Consider the following 20,134-nt stretch of genomic DNA (forward strand, 5'->3'; position numbering starts at 1 on the left):
CAAGCTAATTAGCTAAATCCGTGGTATTTGGGGTTTTTCATGCAAGCGTATCAGCGCGATTTCATCCGTTTTGCCATCGATCGCGGCGTTTTGCGCTTCGGTGAGTTCACCCTGAAGTCCGGGCGCACCAGTCCTTACTTCTTCAATGCGGGCCTGTTCAACTCGGGTTCGGCCCTGGCGCAGTTGGGACGTTTCTACGCTGCTGCCATTGCCGAGAGCGGCATTCCCTTCGACGTGCTGTTTGGCCCGGCCTACAAGGGCATCCCGTTGGCGGCGACCACCGCCGTGGCCCTGGCCGAGCATCACAACCGTGACCTGCCATGGTGCTTCAACCGCAAGGAAGCCAAGGCCCACGGCGAAGGCGGCAGCCTGGTTGGCGCGCCGCTGACCGGCGATGTTCTGATCATCGACGACGTGATCACCGCTGGCACCGCGATCCGTGAAGTGATGCAGATCATTGCCTCCCAGGACGGCGCCAAGGCCGCTGGCGTGCTGATCGCCCTGAACCGTCAGGAGCGTGGTAATGGCGAGTTGTCGGCGATCCAGGAAGTCGAGCGTGACTTCGGCATCCCGGTCATCAGCATCGTCTCGCTGAACCAGGTGCTGGAATTCCTGGCGGACGACCCGCAACTCAAGCAGCACTTGCCAGCCGTGGAAGCGTACCGCGCCCAGTTCGGCGTCTGACACGGCGACCTGTAGGAGCTGCCGAAGGCTGCGATCCTTTGATCTTGTTTTAAAATAGCCAAAGTCAAAAGATCGCAGCCTTCGGCAGCTCCTACTGGGATGTACAAAATCCCGCAGGGATCGCAGGCAAAAAAAGACCCCGCTCAGCCAGGCCGAGCGGGGTCTTTTTTGTATGCGCTATCGCTTAAGGACGCTTGCGATTGCTGATCAAGGTGCCAACGCCGGTATCGGTGAAGATTTCCAGCAGGATCGCGTTCGGCACGCGACCGTCGATGATCAGCGAGCTGCCCACACCGCCCTGGACCGCTTCCAGTGCGCAACGGATCTTCGGCAGCATGCCGCCGTAGATAGTGCCGTCGGCGATCAGGTCGTCGACTTGCTGGGTTGTCAGGCCGGTCAGGACCGTGCCCGACTTGTCCATCAGGCCGGCGATGTTGGTCAGCAGCATCAGCTTCTCGGCTTTCAGCGCTTCGGCGACTTTACCGGCCACCAGGTCAGCGTTGATGTTGTACGACTCGCCGTTGGCACCGACGCCGATGGGCGCGATCACCGGGATGAAATCGCCCTTGACCAGCAGGTTCAGCAGGTCGGTGTTGATGCCGACCACTTCGCCCACGTGGCCGATGTCGATGATCTCCGGGGTGATCATTTCCGGGGTCTGACGGGTAACGGTGAGCTTCTTCGCGCGAATCAGCTCGGCGTCTTTACCGGTCAGGCCGATGGCGCTGCCGCCATGACGGTTGATCAGGTTGACGATGTCTTTGTTGACCTGGCCGCCGAGGACCATTTCCACCACGTCCATGGTCGCGGCGTCGGTGACGCGCATGCCGTCGACGAAATGGCTCTCGATCGACAGGCGCTTGAGCAGGTCACCGATTTGCGGGCCGCCACCGTGAACCACCACCGGGTTGATGCCCACGGCCTTCATCAGCACGATGTCGCGGGCGAAGCCGGTTTTCAGCTCCTCGCTTTCCATCGCGTTGCCGCCGTATTTGATCACCAGTGTCTTGCCGACATAACGGCGGATGTAAGGCAACGCTTCGGACAGGACCTTGGCGGTGTTGGCGGCGGCTTCGCGTTCGAGGGTCATTCAGGGCTCCGGGTGAATCAGAACGGTAGTTGGAGATCAGGTGCAACACGCTTCAACTGGACTTTGAATACGTCCTTGATGCGCTGCAATTCAGCCTCGTCATCGGCCTCGAAACGCAGCACCAGCACCGGAGTGGTGTTGGAGGCGCGTACCAGGCCCCAGCCTTTGGCATAGTCGACTCGCACGCCGTCAATGGTGGTCAGGTCGGCGCCTTCGCCCCACTGCGCATCGTGCAATGCATCAATGATGCTGAATTTGCTCTCTTCGGTCACATGGATATTGATTTCCGGCGTAGAAATATCGTTCGGGAAGGTCGCGAACAGCTCTTCGGCCGATGATTTTTCCTTGCTGAGGATCTCCAGCAGCCGCGCGGCGCTGTAGATGCCGTCGTCGAAACCGAACCAGCGCTCCTTGAAGAAGATGTGCCCGCTCATTTCGCCAGCCAGCAGGGCGCCGGATTGTTTCATTTTCTTTTTGATCAACGAGTGACCGGTCTTCCACATTAACGACCGGCCGCCGTATTCCTTGATCAGCGGAATCAGGCGACGGGTGCATTTCACGTCGAAGATGATTTCGGCGCCCGGATTGCGCGCAACGACGTCGCGGGCGAACAGCATCAGCAGGCGGTCCGGGTAGACGATGCTGCCGGTGTTGGTCACCACGCCGACGCGGTCGCCATCGCCGTCGAAGGCCAGGCCGATGTCAGCGTTGGTTTCCTTGACCTTGGCGATCAGGTCCACGAGGTTTTCAGGCTTGCCCGGGTCCGGATGGTGGTTCGGGAAGTTGCCGTCCACTTCGCAGAACAGCGGGATGACTTCGCAGTTCAGCGCTTCGATCAGTTGCGGGGCGATCACGCCGGCCGCGCCGTTACCGCAGTCGACGACCACTTTCAGGCGCCGGGCCAGCTTGATGTCCTGGACGATTTCGGTGGTGTAGCGGTCGAGGATCTCGACCTGGGTGATGCTGCCCTGGCCGCTGCTCAGGTTGTTGGTCTTGAGGCGGTCGTGCAGGGCCTGGATCTGTTCGTTGGCCAGGGTGTCGCCAGCGATGACGATCTTGAAGCCGTTGTAGTTCGACGGATTGTGGCTGCCGGTGAGCATCACGCCGGATTTTCCGGCCAGTACGTTGGCGGCGTAGTAGAGCGCCGGAGTCGGGACCAGGCCGACATCACTGACGTGGCAGCCGCTGTCGGCGATGCCTTTGATCAGTTGTGCGACCAGCTCCGGGCCGGACAGACGGCCATCGCGACCGACGGACACGTTTGGCTCGCCCTGGGCCAGGCTTTGGGAGCCGACGGCGCGGCCGATCCAGTAAGCGGTTTCGGCGTTCAGGAATTCCGGGACTGTGCCGCGGATGTCGTAGGCGCGGAAGATGCTGTCAGGGAACTTGGGTGCGACTTTGGCCGGGGTGTTCATCTGTGGAAATGCTCCATCTCGAAAGTGGCTGGACAGGCCGCCAATTCATTCGGCGGCAGGTTCAAACTGAAGGGTATGACGGCGTTTTCCACAGAGAGTTCGTGGTATGAAAGGGCCATGACGCCCCGACGGCAGGGGGTTGACCGGGCAATGCCTTGATTTTCGGAGCTAAACCTTGCAGATGGCAATTTGAATTTTGTGGCGAGGGAGCCAGATCCCCCACCACAGAAGAGCGCGTCCGGATCAGCGGGTACCGGTATGGCCGAAACCGCCAGTGCCGCGCTCGGTTTCAACGAACTCTTCAACCATCTCGAAGTGAGCCTGCACCACCGGCACCAGCACCAGTTGCGCCAGGCGCTCGCCGACCGGCATGGTGAATTCGGTCTGGCCACGGTTCCAGCAAGAGACCATCAATGGGCCCTGGTAGTCGGAGTCGATCAGGCCGACCAGGTTGCCCAGTACGATGCCGTGCTTATGGCCCATCCCCGAGCGCGGCAGAATCAGCGCCGCCAGGTTCGGGTCACCGATATAAACCGACAGGCCGGTGGGAATCAGCACGGTTTCACCCGGCTTGATCACGGTGTCCTGTTCCAGCATGGCGCGCAGGTCGAGGCCGGCGGAGCCCGGTGTGGCGTATTGCGGCAGCGGGAATTCGGTACCGATGCGGGGGTCGAGGATCTTGGCTTGCAAAGCGTGCATGTAAATTAAACCTGGTTCAGACGTTCGGCGATAAAGGTGACCAGCTGGCGAGCAATCTTGCTCTTGCTGGTCTGGGCGAAAAGTGTGGCGTGAAGCTCGCGGTCGATGACGCTGCAGGCGTTTTCTTCGCTGTTGAAGCCAATGCTTGGGTTGGCGACGTCGTTGGCGACGATCAGATCGAGGTTCTTGTCTTTCAACTTGCGTGCAGCGTAATCGAGCAGGTGTTCGGTCTCGGCGGCGAAACCGACGCTGAACGGGCGGTCGGGGCGGGTGGCGATGGTGGCCAGGATGTCCGGGTTACGCACCATCTGTAGCAACAAGCCGTCGCCGTTCGTAGGATCTTTCTTGAGTTTCTGCGGGGCAACAACCTCCGGACGGTAATCCGCGACCGCTGCCGAGGCGATGAACAGGTCGCAAGGGATCGCCGCTTCACACGCTGCCAGCATGTCGCGGGCGCTGACCACGTCGATGCGGGTGACACGATCCGGAGTCGGCAGGTTCACGGGGCCAGTGATCAGTGTTACGCGGGCACCGGCCTCCACAGCGGCTTCGGCCAGGGCAAAGCCCATTTTTCCGGAGCTGTGGTTGGTGATGTAGCGCACCGGGTCGATGTTTTCCTGGGTCGGGCCGGCGGTAATCAGCACGTGTTTGCCGGTCAGTGCCTGACGCTGGAAGCAGTCGGCGGCGCACTGGGCCAGTTCAAGGGCTTCGAGCATGCGCCCCAGGCCGACGTCGCCGCAGGCCTGGCTGCCGGAGGCCGGGCCGAAAGCCTTGATGTCGCGGCTTTCGAGGGTTTGCAGGTTGGCCTGGGTCGCCGGATCGCGCCACATCGCCTGGTTCATTGCCGGTGCAACGGCGACCACGGCGTCGGTGGCCAGCACCAGCGTGGTCAGCAGATCGTCGGCAATGCCTTGGGCCAGGCGGGCGATCAGGTCTGCCGTGGCGGGGGCGATCAGCACCAGGTCGGCCCATTTGGCCAGTTCGATGTGGCCCATGGCCGCTTCGGCCGCCGGGTCCAGCAGGTCCAGGTGGACCGGGTGCCCGGACAGGGCCTGCATGGTCAGCGGGGTGATGAACTCTGCGCCGCCACGGGTCATGACCACGCGCACTTCGGCGCCCTGATCGATCAGGCGGCGAACCAGGTCGGCGCTCTTGTAGGCAGCGATACCGCCGCCTACGCCCAGAACAATGCGTTTCCGATACAGCCGCTGCATAGGCCTGCCTTTCAATTCGTTGGTGACATACGTGGCGAAACCCCCTCCCCAGGATGAATTCGCCCGCAAAAAAGATGGGCTACGATATCACAGCGACCGCTACGGAACAGCGGTGCCCACAGACAGGGAGGTGCTATGAGTATTCGCGATTGGCCGGCGGCGGAACGGCCGCGGGAGAAGTTGCTTGAGCAGGGTTCGGAGAGTCTTTCCGATGCCGAGTTGCTGGCTATCTTTCTACGAACCGGCGTGGCCGGAAAAAGTGCGGTGGACCTGGCGAGACATCTACTGAGTCAATTTGGCGGTCTGCGTTCGTTGTTGGAAGCCGATCTCAAAACGTTCAGTAAGCACTTGGGGCTGGGGCCGGCAAAATTCGCGCAGTTACAGGCAGTACTGGAAATGGGCCGGCGCCATCTGGCCGAACGTTTGCGTCATAGATCGGTGCTGGAAAATCCGCAGGCAGTACGTGAGTACCTCAAATCGATGCTGCGCCATGAGCCTCATGAAGTATTCGGTTGCCTGTTTCTGGATTCCAGGCATCAGGTGCTCACGTTTGAGGTGCTGTTCCGCGGTTCTATCGACAACACCAGCGTTCACCCTCGTCAGGTCGTCAAGCGGGCCTTGGCCCACAACGCAGCAGCATTGATCCTCTGCCACAACCATCCTTCGGGCAACACCGACCCCAGTCAGTCCGACCGGGTGCTGACCAAGCGCCTGCAAAAGGCGCTGGAGTTGATTGACGTGCGGGTGCTTGACCATTTCATCATCGGCGACGGCGATCCGTTGTCGATGGCGGAGTATGGGTGGATGTAGGGGTTGTGAAGTTAGCGAAACCCATGTGGGAGCGGGCTTGCTCCGGGTGGCGTTCCGACGAAAGCGGTGTATCAGTCGGCATTGATGGCGACTGACACTCCCTCTTCGCGAGCAAGCCCGCTCCCACAGGGTTTTGTGTGTGGCGGGTTATTTGATGTTGACCTTGGAATAGTCCTGTCGGCCGAACGGGCTGACCGAATACCCCTCGACATCCTTGCGCGTCAGCGCGAACGCAGTCGGATGGGCCAGGGGCAACCACAGCGCCTGCTGCTGGATCTGCGCCTGGGCCTGTTCGTAGAGTTTGCTGCGCACACCTTGCTCGCCGGTGGTCTTGCCGGCGCTGATCAGCTTGTCCAGGTCCTGATTGCAGTAGCGGGCGAAGTTGGTGCCGGACTTGACCGCGGCGCAGGAAAACTGCGGTGTGAGGAAGTTGTCCGGGTCACCGTTGTCACCGGCCCAACCCATGAACAGCAAGTCGTGCTCACCGGCCTTGGCACGGCGGATCAGTTCGCCCCATTCGATCACACGGATTTCGGCCTGGATGCCGATTTCCGCGAGATCAGACTGAAGCAGTTGAGCGCCCAGGCTTGGGTTGGGGTTAAGCAGGCTGCCGGAAGGGCGAGTCCAGATGGTGGTCTGGAAGCCGTCCTTGAGTCCGGCCTTGGCCATCAAGGCTTTGGCCTTGGCGATGTCGTGAGGGTAACCCGGCAGGCCTTTCGCGTAGCTCCAGGTGTTGGGCGGATACGGACCGTTGGCCGCCTCGGCGGTGTCTTCGAACACGGCTTTGACATAGTTGGCCTTGTCGAAGGCAAGGTTGATGGCCTGGCGGACTTCAGGTTTGTCCAGTGGCGGATGCTGACTGTTGATGCCGACGAATGCGGTCATGAACGCGTCAGTCTTTTCGACTTTCAGCGTCGGCTCCTTCAGCGCTTCCTGTACGTCCAGAGGCTTGGGCGACAGGGCGATCTGGCATTCGTTGCGGCGCAATTTCTGCAGGCGCACGTTGGCGTCCGGGGTGATGGCGAAGATCAGCGGATCTACAGAGGGTTTGCCACCGAAGTATTCGGGGTTGGCTTTGTAGCGAACCGAAGCGTCCTTCTGGAAGCGGGTGAAAACGAACGGACCTGTGCCGATCGGCTGGCTGTTGAGCTTCTCGGGTGTGCCTGCCTTCATCAGTTTGTCGGCGTATTCGGCCGAATAGATCGAAGCGAAGCCCATGCTCAGGGTCGCCAGGAAGGTCGAATCCGGGTGGTCGAGGGTGACGCGTACGGTCTGCGGATCAAGGGCGTCGATCTTCTTGATCAATGCAGGCAACTGCATCGATTGCGCATGAGGGAATCCGCTCTGGGCGACTTTGTGCCAGGCATTGGCCGGGTCGAGCATGCGGTCGAAGCTGAAAATCACATCTTCGGCGCTCAGGTCGCGAGTCGGGGTGAAATACTCGGTGCGATGGAATTTCACCTGCGGGTGCAACTTGAAGACGTACGTCAGGCCGTCGGGGCTGACTTCCCAGCTATCGGCGAGGCTGGCGACCACTTTGCCACTAGTCGTGTCAAAGTCCACCAGGCGATTCATCAGCACATCGGCCGAGGCGTTGGTGGTGGTCAGCGAGTTGTACTGCACCACGTCGAAGCCTTCAGGGCTGGCCTCGGTGCAGACGCTCAGGGCGGCGGCAAAGGCCTGTGGGCTCAGCAGAAGCGGGGCGAGCAATAGCGGTAGGGCAGCGAGGCGCATGGTCGGCTTCCTTTACAGATCGAAGGCCCATCTGCAAGTGCAGTCTGGAAAAGGCTTACCCTAGTGGGCTCTTTTGCAAATGACTATCCCCTTTTTCATTTTGAGGGGACTATAGCGCCTGAATTTGCTGTGAGGCGGGCGAGCAAAATCCTGATTTGGCCGGTTGGCCGATTCTCTGCGACGAGCGGTCGCCATCGATGATAGCCTTTGTCCAAGGCGCTCGGAGCCCGAAAAACGGGGTTTTTGTGAATTCAACGCATACTGAATGTTGTTGCTCTCCAGTCTTTCTGGTATAAAGCAGCGCTCTTTTCTAGGGGCCCGGTTCCTTCACTGTAGGTGTAGCCGGTAAGACCTCTAAAGAAACGCGGCGCCTGGCGCCAAATGACTGAGAGATTAAGCGGCCAACCCATGCCGGGTTGGGCATGTGGTTTTAGAGGGCTGAGGCATGTCTAGAGTATGTCAAGTTACCGGTAAGGGTCCGGTAACTGGGAATAACATTTCCCACGCAAACAACAAAACCCGTCGTCGTTTCCTGCCGAACCTGCAGCATCACCGCTTCTGGGTTGAAGAAGAGAAACGTTTTGTGCGTCTGCGCGTATCTGCCAAAGGCATGCGTATCATCGACAAGCGTGGCATCACTGTCGTGCTGGCCGAACTTCGCCGCGATGGCAAGGTTTAAGGGAGCTAATCATGCGTGAATTGATTCGTTTGATTTCGAGCGCCGGTACTGGTCACTTCTACACTACCGACAAGAACAAGCGTACTACCCCGGACAAAATCGAGATCAAGAAATATGATCCGGTTGTTCGCAAGCACGTGATCTACAAAGAAGGCAAAATCAAGTAATTGATTTTTCCCTCTTACGAAAAAGGCCCGTATCGCGAGATACGGGCCTTTTTTGTTGTGCTTGAAAAAGCGGGTAGCGCTTCAATCTGATCAAGTCACAGCACTTTAGTGCTAAGCCTTCTGTTCAAACGCCACGTAGATCTTGCGGCATGGCTCCAGCACTTCCCAGGTGCCTTTGAATCCGGCGGGGATCACGAAGCGGTCGCCTGCGCGCAGGGTCTTGGCATTGCCGTCTTTGTCACGCAACACCGAAACCCCTTGCTGGATCTCGCAGTACTCGTGCTCGGTGAAGTTCACTGTCCACTGCCCGACTGCACCTTCCCACACGCCAGCGTTCAGCTGGCCACAAGGGCTGTTGTAGTGGTTGTAAACGGCTTGTTCCGGGTCGCCCTTGAGCACTTTGGCTGCGTCCGGGCGGTAGCGTTCGGCGGCGGTGGTGGCCTGGCTGAAGTCGACGACGTTCTGGATATTCATTGTTGTTATCTCCCGTGATTACGTAGAAAGGCTCAAAGTCTATGTTTATTAAAATGAACATCGCAAGGCCGTTTGCCAGCGTTTTGTCAAATATATTGAAACTTCATATGCGGCTGGTTTAGGGTGGTGGATGCCTTGGGCCGAAAAGCAGGCTGGCCGGGCAGAATTCCTGACAGCGCCCGCGAAGAACGCGGGTGTCGTATCAATAAGAGGAGGACACTCGCATGACCACCCTGACCCGTGCCGACTGGGAACAACGTGCCCGCGACCTGAAAATCGAAGGCCGCGCCTATATCAATGGCGAATACACCGACGCCGTCTCTGGCGAGACTTTCGAGTGCATCAGCCCGGTCGATGGCCGTCTGCTGGGCAAGATTGCCAGCTGTGACGCCGCCGATGCCCAGCGCGCCGTGGAAAACGCTCGCGCCACCTTCAATTCCGGTGTCTGGTCGCGCCTGGCGCCGACCAAGCGCAAATCCACCATGATCCGTTTCGCCGGCCTGCTGAAACAGCACGCCGAAGAGCTGGCCCTGCTTGAAACCCTGGACATGGGCAAGCCGATCAGCGATTCCCTGTACATCGACGTTCCTGGCGCGGCGCAAGCCCTGAGCTGGAGCGGCGAAGCCATCGACAAGATCTACGACGAAGTGGCAGCCACTCCGCACGATCAACTGGGTCTTGTGACCCGTGAACCGGTGGGTGTTGTTGGCGCCATCGTGCCGTGGAACTTCCCGCTGATGATGGCGTGCTGGAAACTCGGTCCTGCGCTGTCCACCGGTAACTCGGTGATTCTCAAACCGTCCGAAAAGTCGCCGCTGACGGCGATTCGCATCGCCGAGCTGGCTGTCGAAGCCGGCATCCCGAAAGGCGTGCTCAACGTGCTGCCGGGCTATGGCCACACCGTCGGCAAGGCCCTGGCCCTGCACAACGACGTCGACACCCTGGTGTTCACCGGTTCGACCAAGATCGCCAAGCAACTGCTGATCTACTCGGGCGAATCGAACATGAAACGCGTCTGGCTCGAAGCCGGCGGCAAGAGCCCGAACATCGTGTTCGCCGATGCGCCGAACCTGCAAGACGCTGCCGAAGCCGCAGCCGGTGCCATCGCCTTCAACCAGGGCGAGGTTTGCACCGCCGGTTCGCGCCTGCTGGTGGAGCGTTCGATCAAGGACAAATTTCTGCCGCTGGTGATCGAAGCACTGAAAACCTGGAAGCCGGGCAACCCGCTGGACCCGGCGACCAACGTCGGTGCGCTGGTGGATACCCAGCAGATGAACACTGTGCTGTCTTACATCGAGTCGGGTCACACCGACGGCGCCAAACTGGTAGCCGGTGGCAAGCGCATCCTCCAGGAAACCGGCGGCACGTATGTTGAGCCGACGATTTTCGACGGTGTGAGCAACGCGATGAAAATCGCTCAGGAAGAAATCTTCGGGCCAGTGTTGTCGGTCATCACGTTCGATAGCGCTGAAGAAGCCATCGCCATCGCCAACGACACGCCTTACGGCCTGGCCGCGGCGGTGTGGACTGCCGATATTTCCAAGGCTCACCTCACCGCCCGTGCGCTGCGCGCCGGTAGCGTGTGGGTCAACCAGTACGATGGCGGCGACATGACGGCACCGTTCGGTGGATTCAAACAGTCCGGCAACGGTCGCGACAAATCGCTGCACGCGTTCGACAAGTACACCGAGCTGAAGGCGACCTGGATCAAGTTGTAAGCCTGTGAAGGAAGCCTGTTGAGAATCAGGCTTCCCAATCGACGCAAACCCCTTGTGGGAGCGGGCTTGCTCGCGAATGTGGTGTATCAGCCAACATTGATGTTGGATGTGATGGCCTTTTCGCGAGCAAGCCCGCTCCCACATTTGTTTGTATGGCCTGAAAAATAATTATCCACAGGAGCGTGGAGCATGCGTTGGGCGACTTATTTCGCCGTTTTGGCATCTGTCCTGAGTGTCGGCCTGGCCCTGGGGGTCAGCATGCCGCTGGTGTCGTTTCGCCTGGAAAGCTGGGGCTACGGCTCGTTTGCCATTGGCGTGATGGCGGCGATGCCGGCCATCGGCGTTCTGTTGGGGGCGAAAATCTCCAGCCATCTGGCGGCACGATTCGGCACGGCCAACCTGATGCGCCTGTGCCTGTGGGCCGGGGCGGTTTCGATCGGTTTGCTGGCGCTGTTGCCGAGCTATCCGGTCTGGTTGGTGCTGCGGCTGATGATCGGGGTGATCCTGACACTCGTATTCATCATCGGTGAAAGCTGGATCAATCAACTGGTGGTCGAGCAATGGCGCGGGCGGCTGGTGGCGCTGTATGGCAGCAGCTATGCATTGAGTCAGTTGGCGGGGCCGGTGTTGCTGGGCTTGCTCGGTACCGAGCATGACTATGGCTTTTGGGTGGGTGTCGGTTTGCTGATGGCTGCACCGTTCCTGTTGCTGGGCCGCAGTGGCGCGCCGAGCAGTGAAGCCAGTAGCGTGACCCTGCGTGATTTGCTTGAGTTCTGTCGTGGCCTGCCGGCGATTGCCTGGGCGGTGTCGCTGTTTGCCGCGTTCGAGGCGATGATCCTGACGCTGTTGCCGGTTTATTGCTTGCGCCAGGGCTTCACCACGGAGATCGCCCTGGCGATGGTCAGTACGGTGGTGGTCGGCGATGCGGTACTGCAATTGCCGATTGGTGCGTTGGCCGATCGCTTGTCGCGACGGGCGTTGTTCACCGGCTGTGCGGTGGTCCTGCTGATATCGAGCCTGGCCATCCCGCTGCTGATCGACACGCTGCTGATCTGGCCGTTGTGGGTGCTGTTCGGCGCCAGCGCTGGCGGGTTGTTCACCTTGTCGTTGATCCTGATCGGCGAGCGTTATCGCGATGATGCGCTGGTGCGGGCTAACGCGCACATTGCCCAGCTATGGGGGGTCGGTTGTCTGATCGGGCCGCTGCTGGCGGGTGCTGGCAGCCAGTGGATCAGCGGCCATGCGTTGCCGTTGCTGATGGCGGTAGGGGCCTTGGGCGTGTTGATTGTGGTGTCGCGGCAAGGGGCGTTTGGTACCGCTCAGCCAGCCTGATGAGCACCGGAGAGCTATGGCGGTCGAGTCTTACAGCATCTTCTCCAGCCCAACCGTATTGCTCAGCCAGGCATTGAAGCGCCGCCACCAACTCCCTGGCTCCTTGCTCAGTGTGTGCATTTTTCCGTCGTCTTCGGTGGTCCAGACGATCTGATCGTTTTCCAGTTCCACCTGATAACTCAGGGCCGGTGCCATACCCTGCAGCGCCAGTTCGCGGACCCGTGCGGCCAATTCCGGGCTGTCCACCAGCACGCCGACTTCGGTGTTCCAGAGCACCGAGCGCGGATCGAAATTGAACGAGCCGATAAAGGATTTCTGCTGGTCGAAGATCATCGCCTTGCTGTGCAGGCTGGAGTCAGAGCTGTGATAGGCGCTGCTGGAAAACAGATGTGGCCCGCTACCGCTGCCGCCTCCCTCGCCGGGCTGGCTACGCAACTCGTACAGCTTCACGCCGTGCTCCAGCAGCGCCCTGCGATAGGGCGAGTAGCCACCGTGTACGGCGGGAACGTCCGTGGCTTCCAGTGAGTTGGTCAGCAAACTCACGGAAACGCCGGCATCGGCACGCCCGGTCAGGTACACCAGTCCCGGCTGGCCGGGCACAAAGTAGGCCGAGATCATGATCAGCTCTTTGCTGACGCTGTTGAGTTCAGGTGCCAGTTGCGTGGTCAGCAGCAACTGCGGATCGGGCTCGCCCTTGGCCAGCACCTTGCTCGGCGCATCCCACAATGCCTGGTTCCAGGCCCAGATCAGTTCACTGCGCCAGATGTCCAGTCGTGGGTGGGTGGTGAAGGTCATCAGGTGTTTGTAAAGCGTGTGATTCTGTTTGCGCGTTTCCGCCAGGGACTCTTCCAGTCGGGTGCGGGTGTTTTCCAGGTCTTGGGGTGTGGGTTTGCTCGACAGGAATTCGTCGATCGGTTTGCTCAGGGCGCTGTTCCAGTACTGGTCGAAACTGTGCCCGAGTTGCTCGGCGACCGGGCCGACACCGAGCATGTCGATGTCGGTGAAATTCATGTTGGGCTTGGCATCGAAATACTCGTCCCCGAGATTGCGGCCGCCGACAATGGCCATGCAGTTGTCCGCCAGCCACAGCTTATTGTGCATGCGTCGATGCTGTTGCGACAGGTTGAACAGCCGGCCCACGGTGCGCGTCACCCCTGTACTGCGGCCCAGATTCAGCGGGTTGAACACACGGATCTGGATGTTCGGGTGTGCGGCGAGAGTCGCGATGACCCGGTCCAGGCCATCGCTGGCAGTATCGTCGAGCAGTACCCGCACCCGCACGCCCCGGTCGGCGGCCTTGAGCAACTCCTCGATCAACATGCGCGTGCTGATGCCGTCGTGCACGATGTAGTACTGCAAGTCGAGGCTGCTTTGGGCGTTACGGATCAGTTCGGCGCGGGCGGTGAAGGCCTCGGTGCTGTCCGATAACAGGCGAAAGCCCGATTGGCCCTTGTAGGGAGCGGCTTGCGCCTGGACCGAGCGACCGAATGCGGAGTCTGAGGCCGGCAACGCCTGACTCGGTACGCGCTGTACGTCGAGGTTGGCGCAACCGCTCAGGAACGCGGCGAGTAGCAGAAGAGCAAGCAGGGGCTGTCTGACTCTCACGTAGGATCGTTCCGTTTGGCGGCGCAGATAGGCATATGGACGCTGATTCCCGAAGAAAAGTCAGTCGCTGAGCTGATCGGTTTCCGCCAACAGTTTGATCGCTGTCGCACCGACCTTGCGCACCGCGTCTTCGATCTGCGGTGTTGGCTTGGCAGCGTAGTTCATGCGCAGGCAATTGCGGTACTTGCCCGAGGCGGAAAAAATGCTGCCCACGGCAATCTGTACGCCCTGGTCGTGCAATGCCCGATTCAGTTTCAGGGTGTCGAAAGCTTCCGGCAGTTCGACCCACAACATGAAGCTGCCTTGTGGGCGACTGGCGCGGGTGCCGGCCGGAAAGTAGCGGGTCACCCAATCAATCATCGCGTCGCGATTGCGTTGGTATTGCGTGCGCATCCGCCGCAAATGCGGTTCGAAGTGGCCGCCCTTGAGAAATTCGGCGATGGCGATCTGCGGTTGTGGCGCGGTGGATCCGGTGCTGATGTACTTCATGTGCAGCACCCGCTCCAGATAGCGGCCGGGCGCGACCCAGCCGATACGCAGGCCCGGCGCCAGGGTCTTGGAAAACGAGCTGCACAACAGGACGCGACCGTCCTCGTCGAAGGACTTGATCGTGCGCGGACGCGGGTAGGTGTAGGCCAGTTCACCATACACATCGTCCTCGATGATCGCCACGTCATAGCGCTGCGCAAGCGTCAACAGCGCGCGTTTGCGCGACTCGGGCATGATGTAGCCCAACGGGTTGTTGCAGTTGGGGGTCAACTGTATGACCTTGATCGGCCACTGTTCCAGGGCCAGTTCCAGCGCTTCGAGGCTGATGCCGGTCAGCGGGTCGGTGGGGATTTCCAGGGCTTTCATGCCCAGGCCCTTGAGGGTCTGCATCGCGCCGTGAAAGCTCGGCGAGTCCACTGCGACAATGTCGCCGGGTTCGCAGATCGCGCGAATGCTGGTGGACAGCGCTTCGTGGCAGCCGGTGGTGACCACCAGTTCGCTGGCGCTCAGCTGGCAGCCGGAATCGAGCATCAGGCGAGCGATCTGTTCGCGCAGTTCGAAGTTGCCGTGGATGTTGTCGTAATACAGGCCGGGCATGTCCTGCCGCCGGCTGATTCGCGCCAAGTCACGCAGCAGCGGTTTCATGGTCGGACTGTTGATATCCGGCATGCCGCGGCCCAGTTGCACCACGTCTTTGCGCGGTACGGCGCGAATCAGCTCCAGCACTTGATCCCATTGGGAAATGTCCACCGGCCGTTGGGCCGGGCGGCCGACTGCCGGCAAGTCCGGCAGTTCGCGGCTGGCCGGGACGAAGTACCCGGATTTCGGCCGTGGCATGGCCAGCCCGCTGTCTTCCAGCACCCGATAGGCCTGTTGCACTGTGCTCAGGCTGACGCCGTGCTCGACGCTCAGCGCCCGTACCGAAGGCAGCCGGTCACCGGGGCGATAGAAGCCCTGTTCGATACGTGTGCCGAGCAATTCGGCGAGGTTGACGTAAAGGGTCATGGTGCAGCCTCGATAGGGGTGACTCGGTTAACCAGTACAGATCGGGCAAAAAATCGGGATTCAGTGGCGGAATCGGCAGAACTGTATGGGGTTAATACAGTTGCTTTGAATCTGTAATGCTTTTGCGCGCACACGCATCATGGAACCTCTGGCTACCCAAGTAAACAGGAGCATCCAAGATGAACGGTTTGAGCGATGTGCGGCTGACGTTACACAGTCAGGAACTGGCGACCGGGCAGAACAACGGCACGCGGGAGGCGGGCATGGGCAATGCGTCGTCCGACCTGAGTCGCTGGGACCGGTTCTGGCGTCGCCTGCACACGCGCAAGGCCTTGCTGGCCCTGACGGCTGACCAGCTCAAGGATATCGGGCTGACACGGGAGCAGGCGCGGGAGGAGGGGCTGAAGCCTTTCTGGCGGATCTGAAATCCATGGTGATTTTCAGGCCCATTCGCGAGCAGGCTCGCTCCCACAGGGGGTTTGCGTATGACCACAAATCCAATGTGGGAGCGAGCCTGCTCGCGATGGCGTCAGAACTGCCACAAACAATCCTTCAGACCAACTCTTTAAGCCGATGCCACAACATCCCCAACGCCAGCAACGGTGAGCGCAAATGCTTGCCGCCGGGGAAAGTGATGTGCGGCACCCTGGCAAACAAATCAAAGCCACCACTGTGCTGCCCGCTGATGGCTTCGGCCAGCAGCTTGCCGGCCAGGTGCGTGGCATTCACGCCATGACCAGAATAGGCCTGGGCGTAGTACACGTTCGGCTGGTCCTTGAGTCGCCCGATCTGCGGCAGGCGGTTGGCGCCGATGCCGATCATGCCGCCCCATTGGTAATCGATCTTCGCTCCAGACAGTTGCGGAAAGACTTCCAGCATTTTCGGACGCATGTACGCGGCGATGTCTTTCGGATCGCGGCCCGAGTAATGGCAGGCGCCGCCAAACAGCAGGCGCCGGTCCGCCGAGAGCCGGTAGTAGTCCAACGCCACTCGCTGGTCACAGACCGCCATGTTCTGCGGCAGCAGGGCGTGGGCCTGTTCTTCGCTCAGTGGTTCGGTGGCGATGATGTAGCTGCCGGCGGGCAGGACTTTGCCACTGAGTTCCGGGTTGAGGTTATTGAGGTAGGCATTGCAACCCAGTACCAGGGTTTTGGCGCGCACCGAGCCCTCGGTGGTATGGACCTTGACCTCTGGGCCATAGTCGATGCGGGTCACGGCCGAGTGCTCGAACAGCCGGACCCCCAGTCGTTGTGCCGCTGCGGCTTCGCCCAAGGCCAGGTTCAGTGGATGCAGGTGCCCCGAGCCCATGTCGATCAGGCCGCCGACGTAACGCGTGGAGCCGACCACGGTGTGCATCTCGTTGGCTTGCAGCAAACGGGTTTCGTAGCGATAGCCGAGGCTGCGCAGTTCTTCGGCATCCTCGGCGAAGCCTTCAAGGTCACGGGGCTTGTTGGCGAGGTCGCAGTAACCCCAGGTCAGGTCGCAGGGGATCTGGAAGCGCTCGACCCGTTGCCGGACGATTTCCACGGCTTCCAGGCCCATGAGTTTCATTTGCCGAACGCCTTCGGCACCGATGACGCTGGTGAACTGATCGAGGCCGTGGCCGACGCCACGAATCAGCTGCCCGCCATTGCGTCCACTGGCACCCCAGCCTATTTTGTGGGCCTCAAGCAGCACCACGCTGAGGCCGCGTTCGGCCAGCTCAAGCGCCGTGTTCAACCCCGAAAACCCGCCGCCAACCACACAGACATCGGCCAGCACTTCGCCTTTGAGCGCCGCAAGTTCGGGCTGCGGCAGGCTGCTGGCGGCGTAGTAGGACGCGGTGTGGTTCAGGGCAGGCTGCTGAGCACGGGCATTCATGTGCGTGTTCCTGGTTCTTGCGTTTGGAAAACCTGACGGAGCATAAGCCGGACCTTCCCGGGCGGGCAACATTGGTCGGCTGGTGCTGTCTGGATCGGTGCTTTTGCGTCAGAATCGCGCTCTATTCCGCTATTGGTCACCGCTTCAATGAGCTGCAACAGCCAGACAATCCGCACATTGCGACAGCAGATTCCCTCGTTCGAGTGCGTTCCCGGCTGCCATGACTGCTGCGGGCCGGTGACCACCTCGCCGGAAGAAATGTCGCGCCTGCCGCGCAAGTCCCGCGCCGAGCAGGATGCCGCCATGGAAGAGCTCAACTGTGTGCATCTGGGGCCGAATGGTTGCACGGTGTATGACGAGCGGCCGCTGATCTGCCGGTTGTTCGGCACCACCAAGACCTTGCCGTGTCCCAATGGACGCGGGCCGGTGGAGCTGATTCATCCGCGGGTGGAGAAGCAGGTGTTCGAGTACATGGCCAGCACTCGGCAGGTGTTGGTTTAAGAGATCGCAGCCTGCGGCAGCTCCTACAAAAAGCGTGTGTACACCTGTAGGAGCTGCCGCAGGCTGCGATATTTTGATCTTCAATCCGGAATCGGCAAAGTCAGGCTCTCCTTCACCTCTTCCATCACGATATAGCTCTTGGATTCCCGTACATGAGGAAGTTTGAGCAGGATGTCGCCCAGCAACTTGCGGTACGAGGCCATCTCGGAAATCCGCGCTTTCACCAGGTAGTCGAAATCCCCTGACACCAGATGACACTCCAGCACATGGGGCAATTTCAGCACCGCGCGTCGGAACTCTTCAAAAGTATCGCCGGATTTGTAGTCCAGGCTGATTTCGACGAACACCAGCAGACTACCCTTCAGGTGCTGCGGATTGAGCCTGGCGTTGTAGCCCATGATGATCCCTTCGCGCTCCAGACGCCGGACCCGCTCAGTACAGGGCGTGGTCGAGAGCCCGACCTTTTCTCCAAGCTCCGTAAAGGAAATCCGCCCGTCCGCTTGCAGGATCCGCAGGATGTTGCGGTCGATCTTGTCCAGCTCACGTTTGGTCTGAGTGTTGGTACGCATAGGGGATGCGCCTCCGTGAAAAGGGTTTTTGCCGAGAATTGTCGCCAAATATAGGCGCTTATATAGTGAAAAGCACTGGCAAATCTTTTTTACACTGCGCGCATCTAAAGCTCTGAATAACAAACGTCAGCGGTTAGCCGCGATGAGGGATATGAAAATGCGCGTCATGGTCTTGGGTAGCGGCGTCATCGGTACCACCAGTGCTTATTATCTGGCCCGTGCCGGGTTTGAAGTGGTGGTTGTGGACCGGCAGCCAGCTGCTGCCATGGAGACCAGTTTCGCCAACGCCGGGCAGGTTTCGCCGGGTTATGCCTCGCCGTGGGCCGCGCCGGGTGTGCCGCTCAAGGCCATCAAGNACGAAAAAGCCATGAAGGGTGGATCGGCAGCCGGCTGCTGCCATGGAGACCAGTTTCGCCAACGCCGGGCAGGTTTCGCCGGGTTATGCCTCGCCGTGGGCCGCGCCGGGTGTGCCGCTCAAGGCCATCAAGTGGCTGTTGCAGCGCCACGCCCCCCTGGCGATCAAGGCCACTGCCGACATCGACCAGTACCTGTGGATGGCACAGATGCTGCGCAACTGCACCGCCAGCCGTTATGCGGTGAACAAGGAGCGCATGGTCCGTCTGTCCGAGTACAGCCGCGACTGCCTCGATGAACTGCGGGCCGAAACCGGCATNCCTACAGCGGCAAGAGCGACCCTGTGGATGGCACAGATGCTGCGCAACTGCACCGCCAGCCGTTATGCGGTGAACAAGGAGCGCATGGTCCGTCTGTCCGAGTACAGCCGCGACTGCCTCGATGAACTGCGGGCCGAAACCGGCATCGCCTACGAAGGCCGCAGCCTGGGCACCACCCAACTGTTCCGCACCCAGGCTCAACTCGACGGCGCCGCGAAAGACATCGCCGTGCTGAAAGAGTCCGGCGTGCCGTTCGAACTGCTCGACCGCGACGGCATTGCCCGCGTTGAGCCGGCGCTGGCCAGTGTCACCGACATCCTCGCCGGTGCCCTGCGCCTGCCGAACGACCAGACTGGCGACTGCCAGATGTTCACCACCAAGCTCGCCGAGATGGCCGCGAGCCTCGGTGTGCAGTTCCGTTTCGGCCAGGACATCCAGCGCCTCGACTTCGCCGGTGATCGCATCAACGGTGTATGGATCGACGGCAAGCTGGAAACCGCCGACCGCTACGTGCTGGCCCTCGGCAGCTACTCGCCGCAACTGCTCAAGCCACTGGGGATCAAGGCGCCGGTGTACCCGCTCAAGGGCTACTCTCTGACCGTGCCGATCACCAACCCGGCGATGGCCCCGACTTCGACCATTCTCGACGAGACCTACAAAGTCGCGATCACCCGTTTCGACAACCGCATCCGCGTTGGCGGCATGGCCGAAATCGCCGGTTTTGACCTGTCGCTGAACCCGCGTCGCCGGGAAACCCTGGAGATGATCGTCAACGACCTTTATCCTCAGGGCGGCGATCTGGCCCAGGCCAGTTTCTGGACCGGCCTGCGTCCGACCACCCCGGACGGTACCCCGATCGTCGGTGCCACACCATTCAAGAACCTGTTCCTGAACACCGGTCACGGCACGCTCGGCTGGACCATGGCCTGTGGCTCCGGTCGCTTGCTGGCAGACCTGATGGCGAAGAAAAAGCCGCAGATCAGCGCCGAAGGCCTCGATATTTCCCGTTATGGCAAAAAAACCCAGGAGTCTGCAAAGCATGTCAGTCCAGCGCCAGCTCACCAATGAGCGCATGAGTCAGATCGTCACCCATAACGGTACGGTTTACCTGGCCGGACAGGTCGGCGATGACATGAATGCCGGGATTGAACAGCAGACCCGCGAAACACTGGCCAACATCGAGCGTTTGCTCGACCTGGCCGGTACCGACAAGCATCATCTGCTGTCGGTGACGATTTACCTGAAAGACATCGACGCGCATTTCGAAGGCATGAACGCGGTATGGGATCAGTGGCTGCCAAAAGGCGTCGCCCCGGCCCGTGCCACCGTTGAATCGAAATTGTGCGAACCGGAAATCCTGGTCGAGCTGTCGGTTGTAGCCGCTCTGCCATAAAGCTTGTCAGAAAGATCCCTCT

General features: G+C 60.4%; 19 protein-coding genes and 3 pseudogenes. 12 read left to right on the top strand and 10 right to left on the bottom strand.

The genetic code is table 11. From position 1 onward, the window contains the following. Positions 1–39 precede the first annotated feature (39 nt). Positions 40–684, top strand: coding sequence for an orotate phosphoribosyltransferase (gene pyrE / locus ASD95_RS01135; protein WP_011336558.1), 645 nt, complete (start codon positions 40–42; stop codon positions 682–684). A 184-nt stretch (positions 685–868) separates the two neighbouring features. Here the strand turns inward: pyrE and argB are convergent, their stop codons facing one another. The 4 genes and pseudogenes from argB to coaBC all read right to left on the bottom strand — a co-directional run bounded on the left by argB (position 869) and on the right by coaBC (position 5,102). Then, a complete protein-coding gene (gene argB, locus ASD95_RS01140; protein WP_056726853.1) occupies positions 869–1,774 on the bottom strand; it encodes an acetylglutamate kinase in 906 nt (301 codons plus the stop codon). Positions 1,775–1,791: 17 nt separating this feature from the next. After that, positions 1,792–3,168 (bottom strand): annotated as a pseudogene (locus ASD95_RS01145) (phosphomannomutase/phosphoglucomutase); the annotation flags it as partial. A gap of 264 nt (positions 3,169–3,432) precedes the next feature. Then, positions 3,433–3,888 (bottom strand): dUTP diphosphatase, encoded by a 456-nt coding sequence (gene dut, locus ASD95_RS01150; protein WP_007975171.1) that lies wholly within the window; start codon positions 3,886–3,888, stop codon positions 3,433–3,435. Positions 3,889–3,893: 5 nt separating this feature from the next. Continuing rightward, positions 3,894–5,102 (bottom strand): bifunctional phosphopantothenoylcysteine decarboxylase/phosphopantothenate--cysteine ligase CoaBC, encoded by a 1,209-nt coding sequence (gene coaBC, locus ASD95_RS01155; RefSeq protein ID WP_056726854.1) that lies wholly within the window; start codon positions 5,100–5,102, stop codon positions 3,894–3,896. Between the two features lie 135 nt (positions 5,103–5,237). Here coaBC and radC point away from each other — a divergent pair, with 135 nt between their 5' ends. Continuing rightward, positions 5,238–5,912, top strand: a complete 675-nt coding sequence (gene radC / locus ASD95_RS01160; protein WP_056726855.1) for a RadC family protein — start codon at positions 5,238–5,240, stop codon at positions 5,910–5,912. A 147-nt stretch (positions 5,913–6,059) separates the two neighbouring features. Here the strand turns inward: radC and ASD95_RS01165 are convergent, their stop codons facing one another. After that, complete coding sequence (locus ASD95_RS01165) at positions 6,060–7,646, bottom strand: ABC transporter substrate-binding protein (RefSeq protein ID WP_056726856.1); 1,587 nt, start codon at positions 7,644–7,646, stop codon at positions 6,060–6,062. 445 nt (positions 7,647–8,091) lie between these two features. Between ASD95_RS01165 and rpmB the strand changes: the two genes are divergently transcribed. Continuing rightward, positions 8,092–8,325, top strand: a complete 234-nt coding sequence (rpmB, locus tag ASD95_RS01170) for a 50S ribosomal protein L28 (protein ID WP_007975166.1) — start codon at positions 8,092–8,094, stop codon at positions 8,323–8,325. An 11-nt stretch (positions 8,326–8,336) separates the two neighbouring features. Continuing rightward, the gene (rpmG, locus tag ASD95_RS01175) at positions 8,337–8,492 is read left to right on the top strand and encodes a 50S ribosomal protein L33 (RefSeq protein ID WP_003177274.1); all 156 of its coding nucleotides are present in this window, start codon (positions 8,337–8,339) and stop codon (positions 8,490–8,492) included. Positions 8,493–8,603: 111 nt separating this feature from the next. On the opposite strand, the gene ASD95_RS01180 is transcribed toward rpmG, so the two are convergent. Next, positions 8,604–8,966, bottom strand: coding sequence for a cupin domain-containing protein (locus ASD95_RS01180; protein ID WP_056726857.1), 363 nt, complete (start codon positions 8,964–8,966; stop codon positions 8,604–8,606). Between the two features lie 224 nt (positions 8,967–9,190). On the opposite strand from ASD95_RS01180, the gene ASD95_RS01185 reads away from it, so the two are divergent. Beyond that, positions 9,191–10,684 carry an aldehyde dehydrogenase gene (locus tag ASD95_RS01185; protein WP_056726858.1) on the top strand — a complete coding sequence of 498 codons (1,494 nt, stop codon included), beginning with the start codon at positions 9,191–9,193 and terminating at the stop codon, positions 10,682–10,684. A gap of 189 nt (positions 10,685–10,873) precedes the next feature. Continuing rightward, positions 10,874–12,016, top strand: a complete 1,143-nt coding sequence (locus ASD95_RS01190; protein ID WP_056726859.1) for an MFS transporter — start codon at positions 10,874–10,876, stop codon at positions 12,014–12,016. Between the two features lie 30 nt (positions 12,017–12,046). Here the strand turns inward: ASD95_RS01190 and ASD95_RS01195 are convergent, their stop codons facing one another. Together ASD95_RS01195 and ASD95_RS01200 are read right to left on the bottom strand one after the other, a co-directional pair. Next, on the bottom strand, positions 12,047–13,621 hold the full coding sequence (locus ASD95_RS01195) for a phospholipase D family protein (RefSeq protein WP_056726860.1): 1,575 nt from the start codon (positions 13,619–13,621) through the stop codon (positions 12,047–12,049). A 60-nt stretch (positions 13,622–13,681) separates the two neighbouring features. Further along, positions 13,682–15,115: an aminotransferase-like domain-containing protein gene (locus ASD95_RS01200; RefSeq protein WP_056726861.1), complete on the bottom strand. Its 1,434-nt coding sequence runs from the start codon at positions 15,113–15,115 to the stop codon at positions 13,682–13,684. Between the two features lie 179 nt (positions 15,116–15,294). Here ASD95_RS01200 and ASD95_RS01205 point away from each other — a divergent pair, with 179 nt between their 5' ends. Then, complete coding sequence (locus ASD95_RS01205) at positions 15,295–15,540, top strand: DUF1127 domain-containing protein (RefSeq protein ID WP_056726862.1); 246 nt, start codon at positions 15,295–15,297, stop codon at positions 15,538–15,540. Between the two features lie 127 nt (positions 15,541–15,667). On the opposite strand, the gene ASD95_RS01210 is transcribed toward ASD95_RS01205, so the two are convergent. Then, entirely contained in the window at positions 15,668–16,975 is a 1,308-nt protein-coding gene (locus ASD95_RS01210) for an NAD(P)/FAD-dependent oxidoreductase (protein ID WP_056726863.1), read from the bottom strand. Between the two features lie 147 nt (positions 16,976–17,122). On the opposite strand from ASD95_RS01210, the gene ASD95_RS01215 reads away from it, so the two are divergent. Next, a complete protein-coding gene (locus ASD95_RS01215) occupies positions 17,123–17,476 on the top strand; it encodes a YkgJ family cysteine cluster protein (protein ID WP_056726864.1) in 354 nt (117 codons plus the stop codon). An 80-nt stretch (positions 17,477–17,556) separates the two neighbouring features. Here ASD95_RS01215 and ASD95_RS01220 read toward each other — a convergent pair whose 3' ends face one another. Then, entirely contained in the window at positions 17,557–18,045 is a 489-nt protein-coding gene (locus ASD95_RS01220) for an Lrp/AsnC ligand binding domain-containing protein (protein WP_007975155.1), read from the bottom strand. 157 nt (positions 18,046–18,202) lie between these two features. Between ASD95_RS01220 and ASD95_RS29010 the strand changes: the two genes are divergently transcribed. From ASD95_RS29010 to ASD95_RS01230, 4 genes and pseudogenes are all read left to right on the top strand, one after another. Further along, on the top strand, positions 18,203–18,400 hold a 198-nt coding region (locus ASD95_RS29010), incomplete at its 3' end, for an FAD-dependent oxidoreductase (protein WP_156407392.1). Between the two features lie 19 nt (positions 18,401–18,419). Further along, a pseudogene (locus ASD95_RS29015) lies at positions 18,420–18,718 on the top strand (D-amino acid dehydrogenase); the annotation flags it as partial. A gap of 1 nt (position 18,719) precedes the next feature. Further along, positions 18,720–19,787: pseudogene (gene dadA, locus ASD95_RS01225) on the top strand (D-amino acid dehydrogenase); the annotation flags it as partial. Then, the gene (locus ASD95_RS01230; protein ID WP_056726340.1) at positions 19,759–20,112 is read left to right on the top strand and encodes a RidA family protein; all 354 of its coding nucleotides are present in this window, start codon (positions 19,759–19,761) and stop codon (positions 20,110–20,112) included. The pseudogene dadA and the gene ASD95_RS01230, both read left to right, overlap by 29 nt. Positions 20,113–20,134: the final 22 nt, after the last annotated feature.

This window comes from Pseudomonas sp. Root71 (assembly GCF_001429045.1).
Classification (GTDB): Bacteria; Pseudomonadota; Gammaproteobacteria; order Pseudomonadales; family Pseudomonadaceae; genus Aquipseudomonas; species Aquipseudomonas monachiensis.

Bases quoted from the DNA above. Each gene is read 5' to 3' on its own strand.
- pyrE (WP_011336558.1), top strand. From the start codon at position 40: ATGCAAGCGTATCAGCGCGATTTCATCCGTTTTGCCATCGATCGCGGC.
- argB (WP_056726853.1), bottom strand. From the start codon at position 1,774: ATGACCCTCGAACGCGAAGCCGCCGCCAACACCGCCAAGGTCCTGTCC.
- dut (WP_007975171.1), bottom strand. From the start codon at position 3,888: ATGCACGCTTTGCAAGCCAAGATCCTCGACCCCCGCATCGGTACCGAA.
- coaBC (WP_056726854.1), bottom strand. From the start codon at position 5,102: ATGCAGCGGCTGTATCGGAAACGCATTGTTCTGGGCGTAGGCGGCGGT.
- radC (WP_056726855.1), top strand. From the start codon at position 5,238: ATGAGTATTCGCGATTGGCCGGCGGCGGAACGGCCGCGGGAGAAGTTG.
- ASD95_RS01165 (WP_056726856.1), bottom strand. From the start codon at position 7,646: ATGCGCCTCGCTGCCCTACCGCTATTGCTCGCCCCGCTTCTGCTGAGC.
- rpmB (WP_007975166.1), top strand. From the start codon at position 8,092: ATGTCTAGAGTATGTCAAGTTACCGGTAAGGGTCCGGTAACTGGGAAT.
- rpmG (WP_003177274.1), top strand. From the start codon at position 8,337: ATGCGTGAATTGATTCGTTTGATTTCGAGCGCCGGTACTGGTCACTTC.
- ASD95_RS01180 (WP_056726857.1), bottom strand. From the start codon at position 8,966: ATGAATATCCAGAACGTCGTCGACTTCAGCCAGGCCACCACCGCCGCC.
- ASD95_RS01185 (WP_056726858.1), top strand. From the start codon at position 9,191: ATGACCACCCTGACCCGTGCCGACTGGGAACAACGTGCCCGCGACCTG.
- ASD95_RS01190 (WP_056726859.1), top strand. From the start codon at position 10,874: ATGCGTTGGGCGACTTATTTCGCCGTTTTGGCATCTGTCCTGAGTGTC.
- ASD95_RS01200 (WP_056726861.1), bottom strand. From the start codon at position 15,115: ATGACCCTTTACGTCAACCTCGCCGAATTGCTCGGCACACGTATCGAA.
- ASD95_RS01205 (WP_056726862.1), top strand. From the start codon at position 15,295: ATGAACGGTTTGAGCGATGTGCGGCTGACGTTACACAGTCAGGAACTG.
- ASD95_RS01210 (WP_056726863.1), bottom strand. From the start codon at position 16,975: ATGAATGCCCGTGCTCAGCAGCCTGCCCTGAACCACACCGCGTCCTAC.
- ASD95_RS01215 (WP_056726864.1), top strand. From the start codon at position 17,123: ATGAGCTGCAACAGCCAGACAATCCGCACATTGCGACAGCAGATTCCC.
- ASD95_RS01220 (WP_007975155.1), bottom strand. From the start codon at position 18,045: ATGCGTACCAACACTCAGACCAAACGTGAGCTGGACAAGATCGACCGC.
- ASD95_RS01230 (WP_056726340.1), top strand. From the start codon at position 19,759: ATGTCAGTCCAGCGCCAGCTCACCAATGAGCGCATGAGTCAGATCGTC.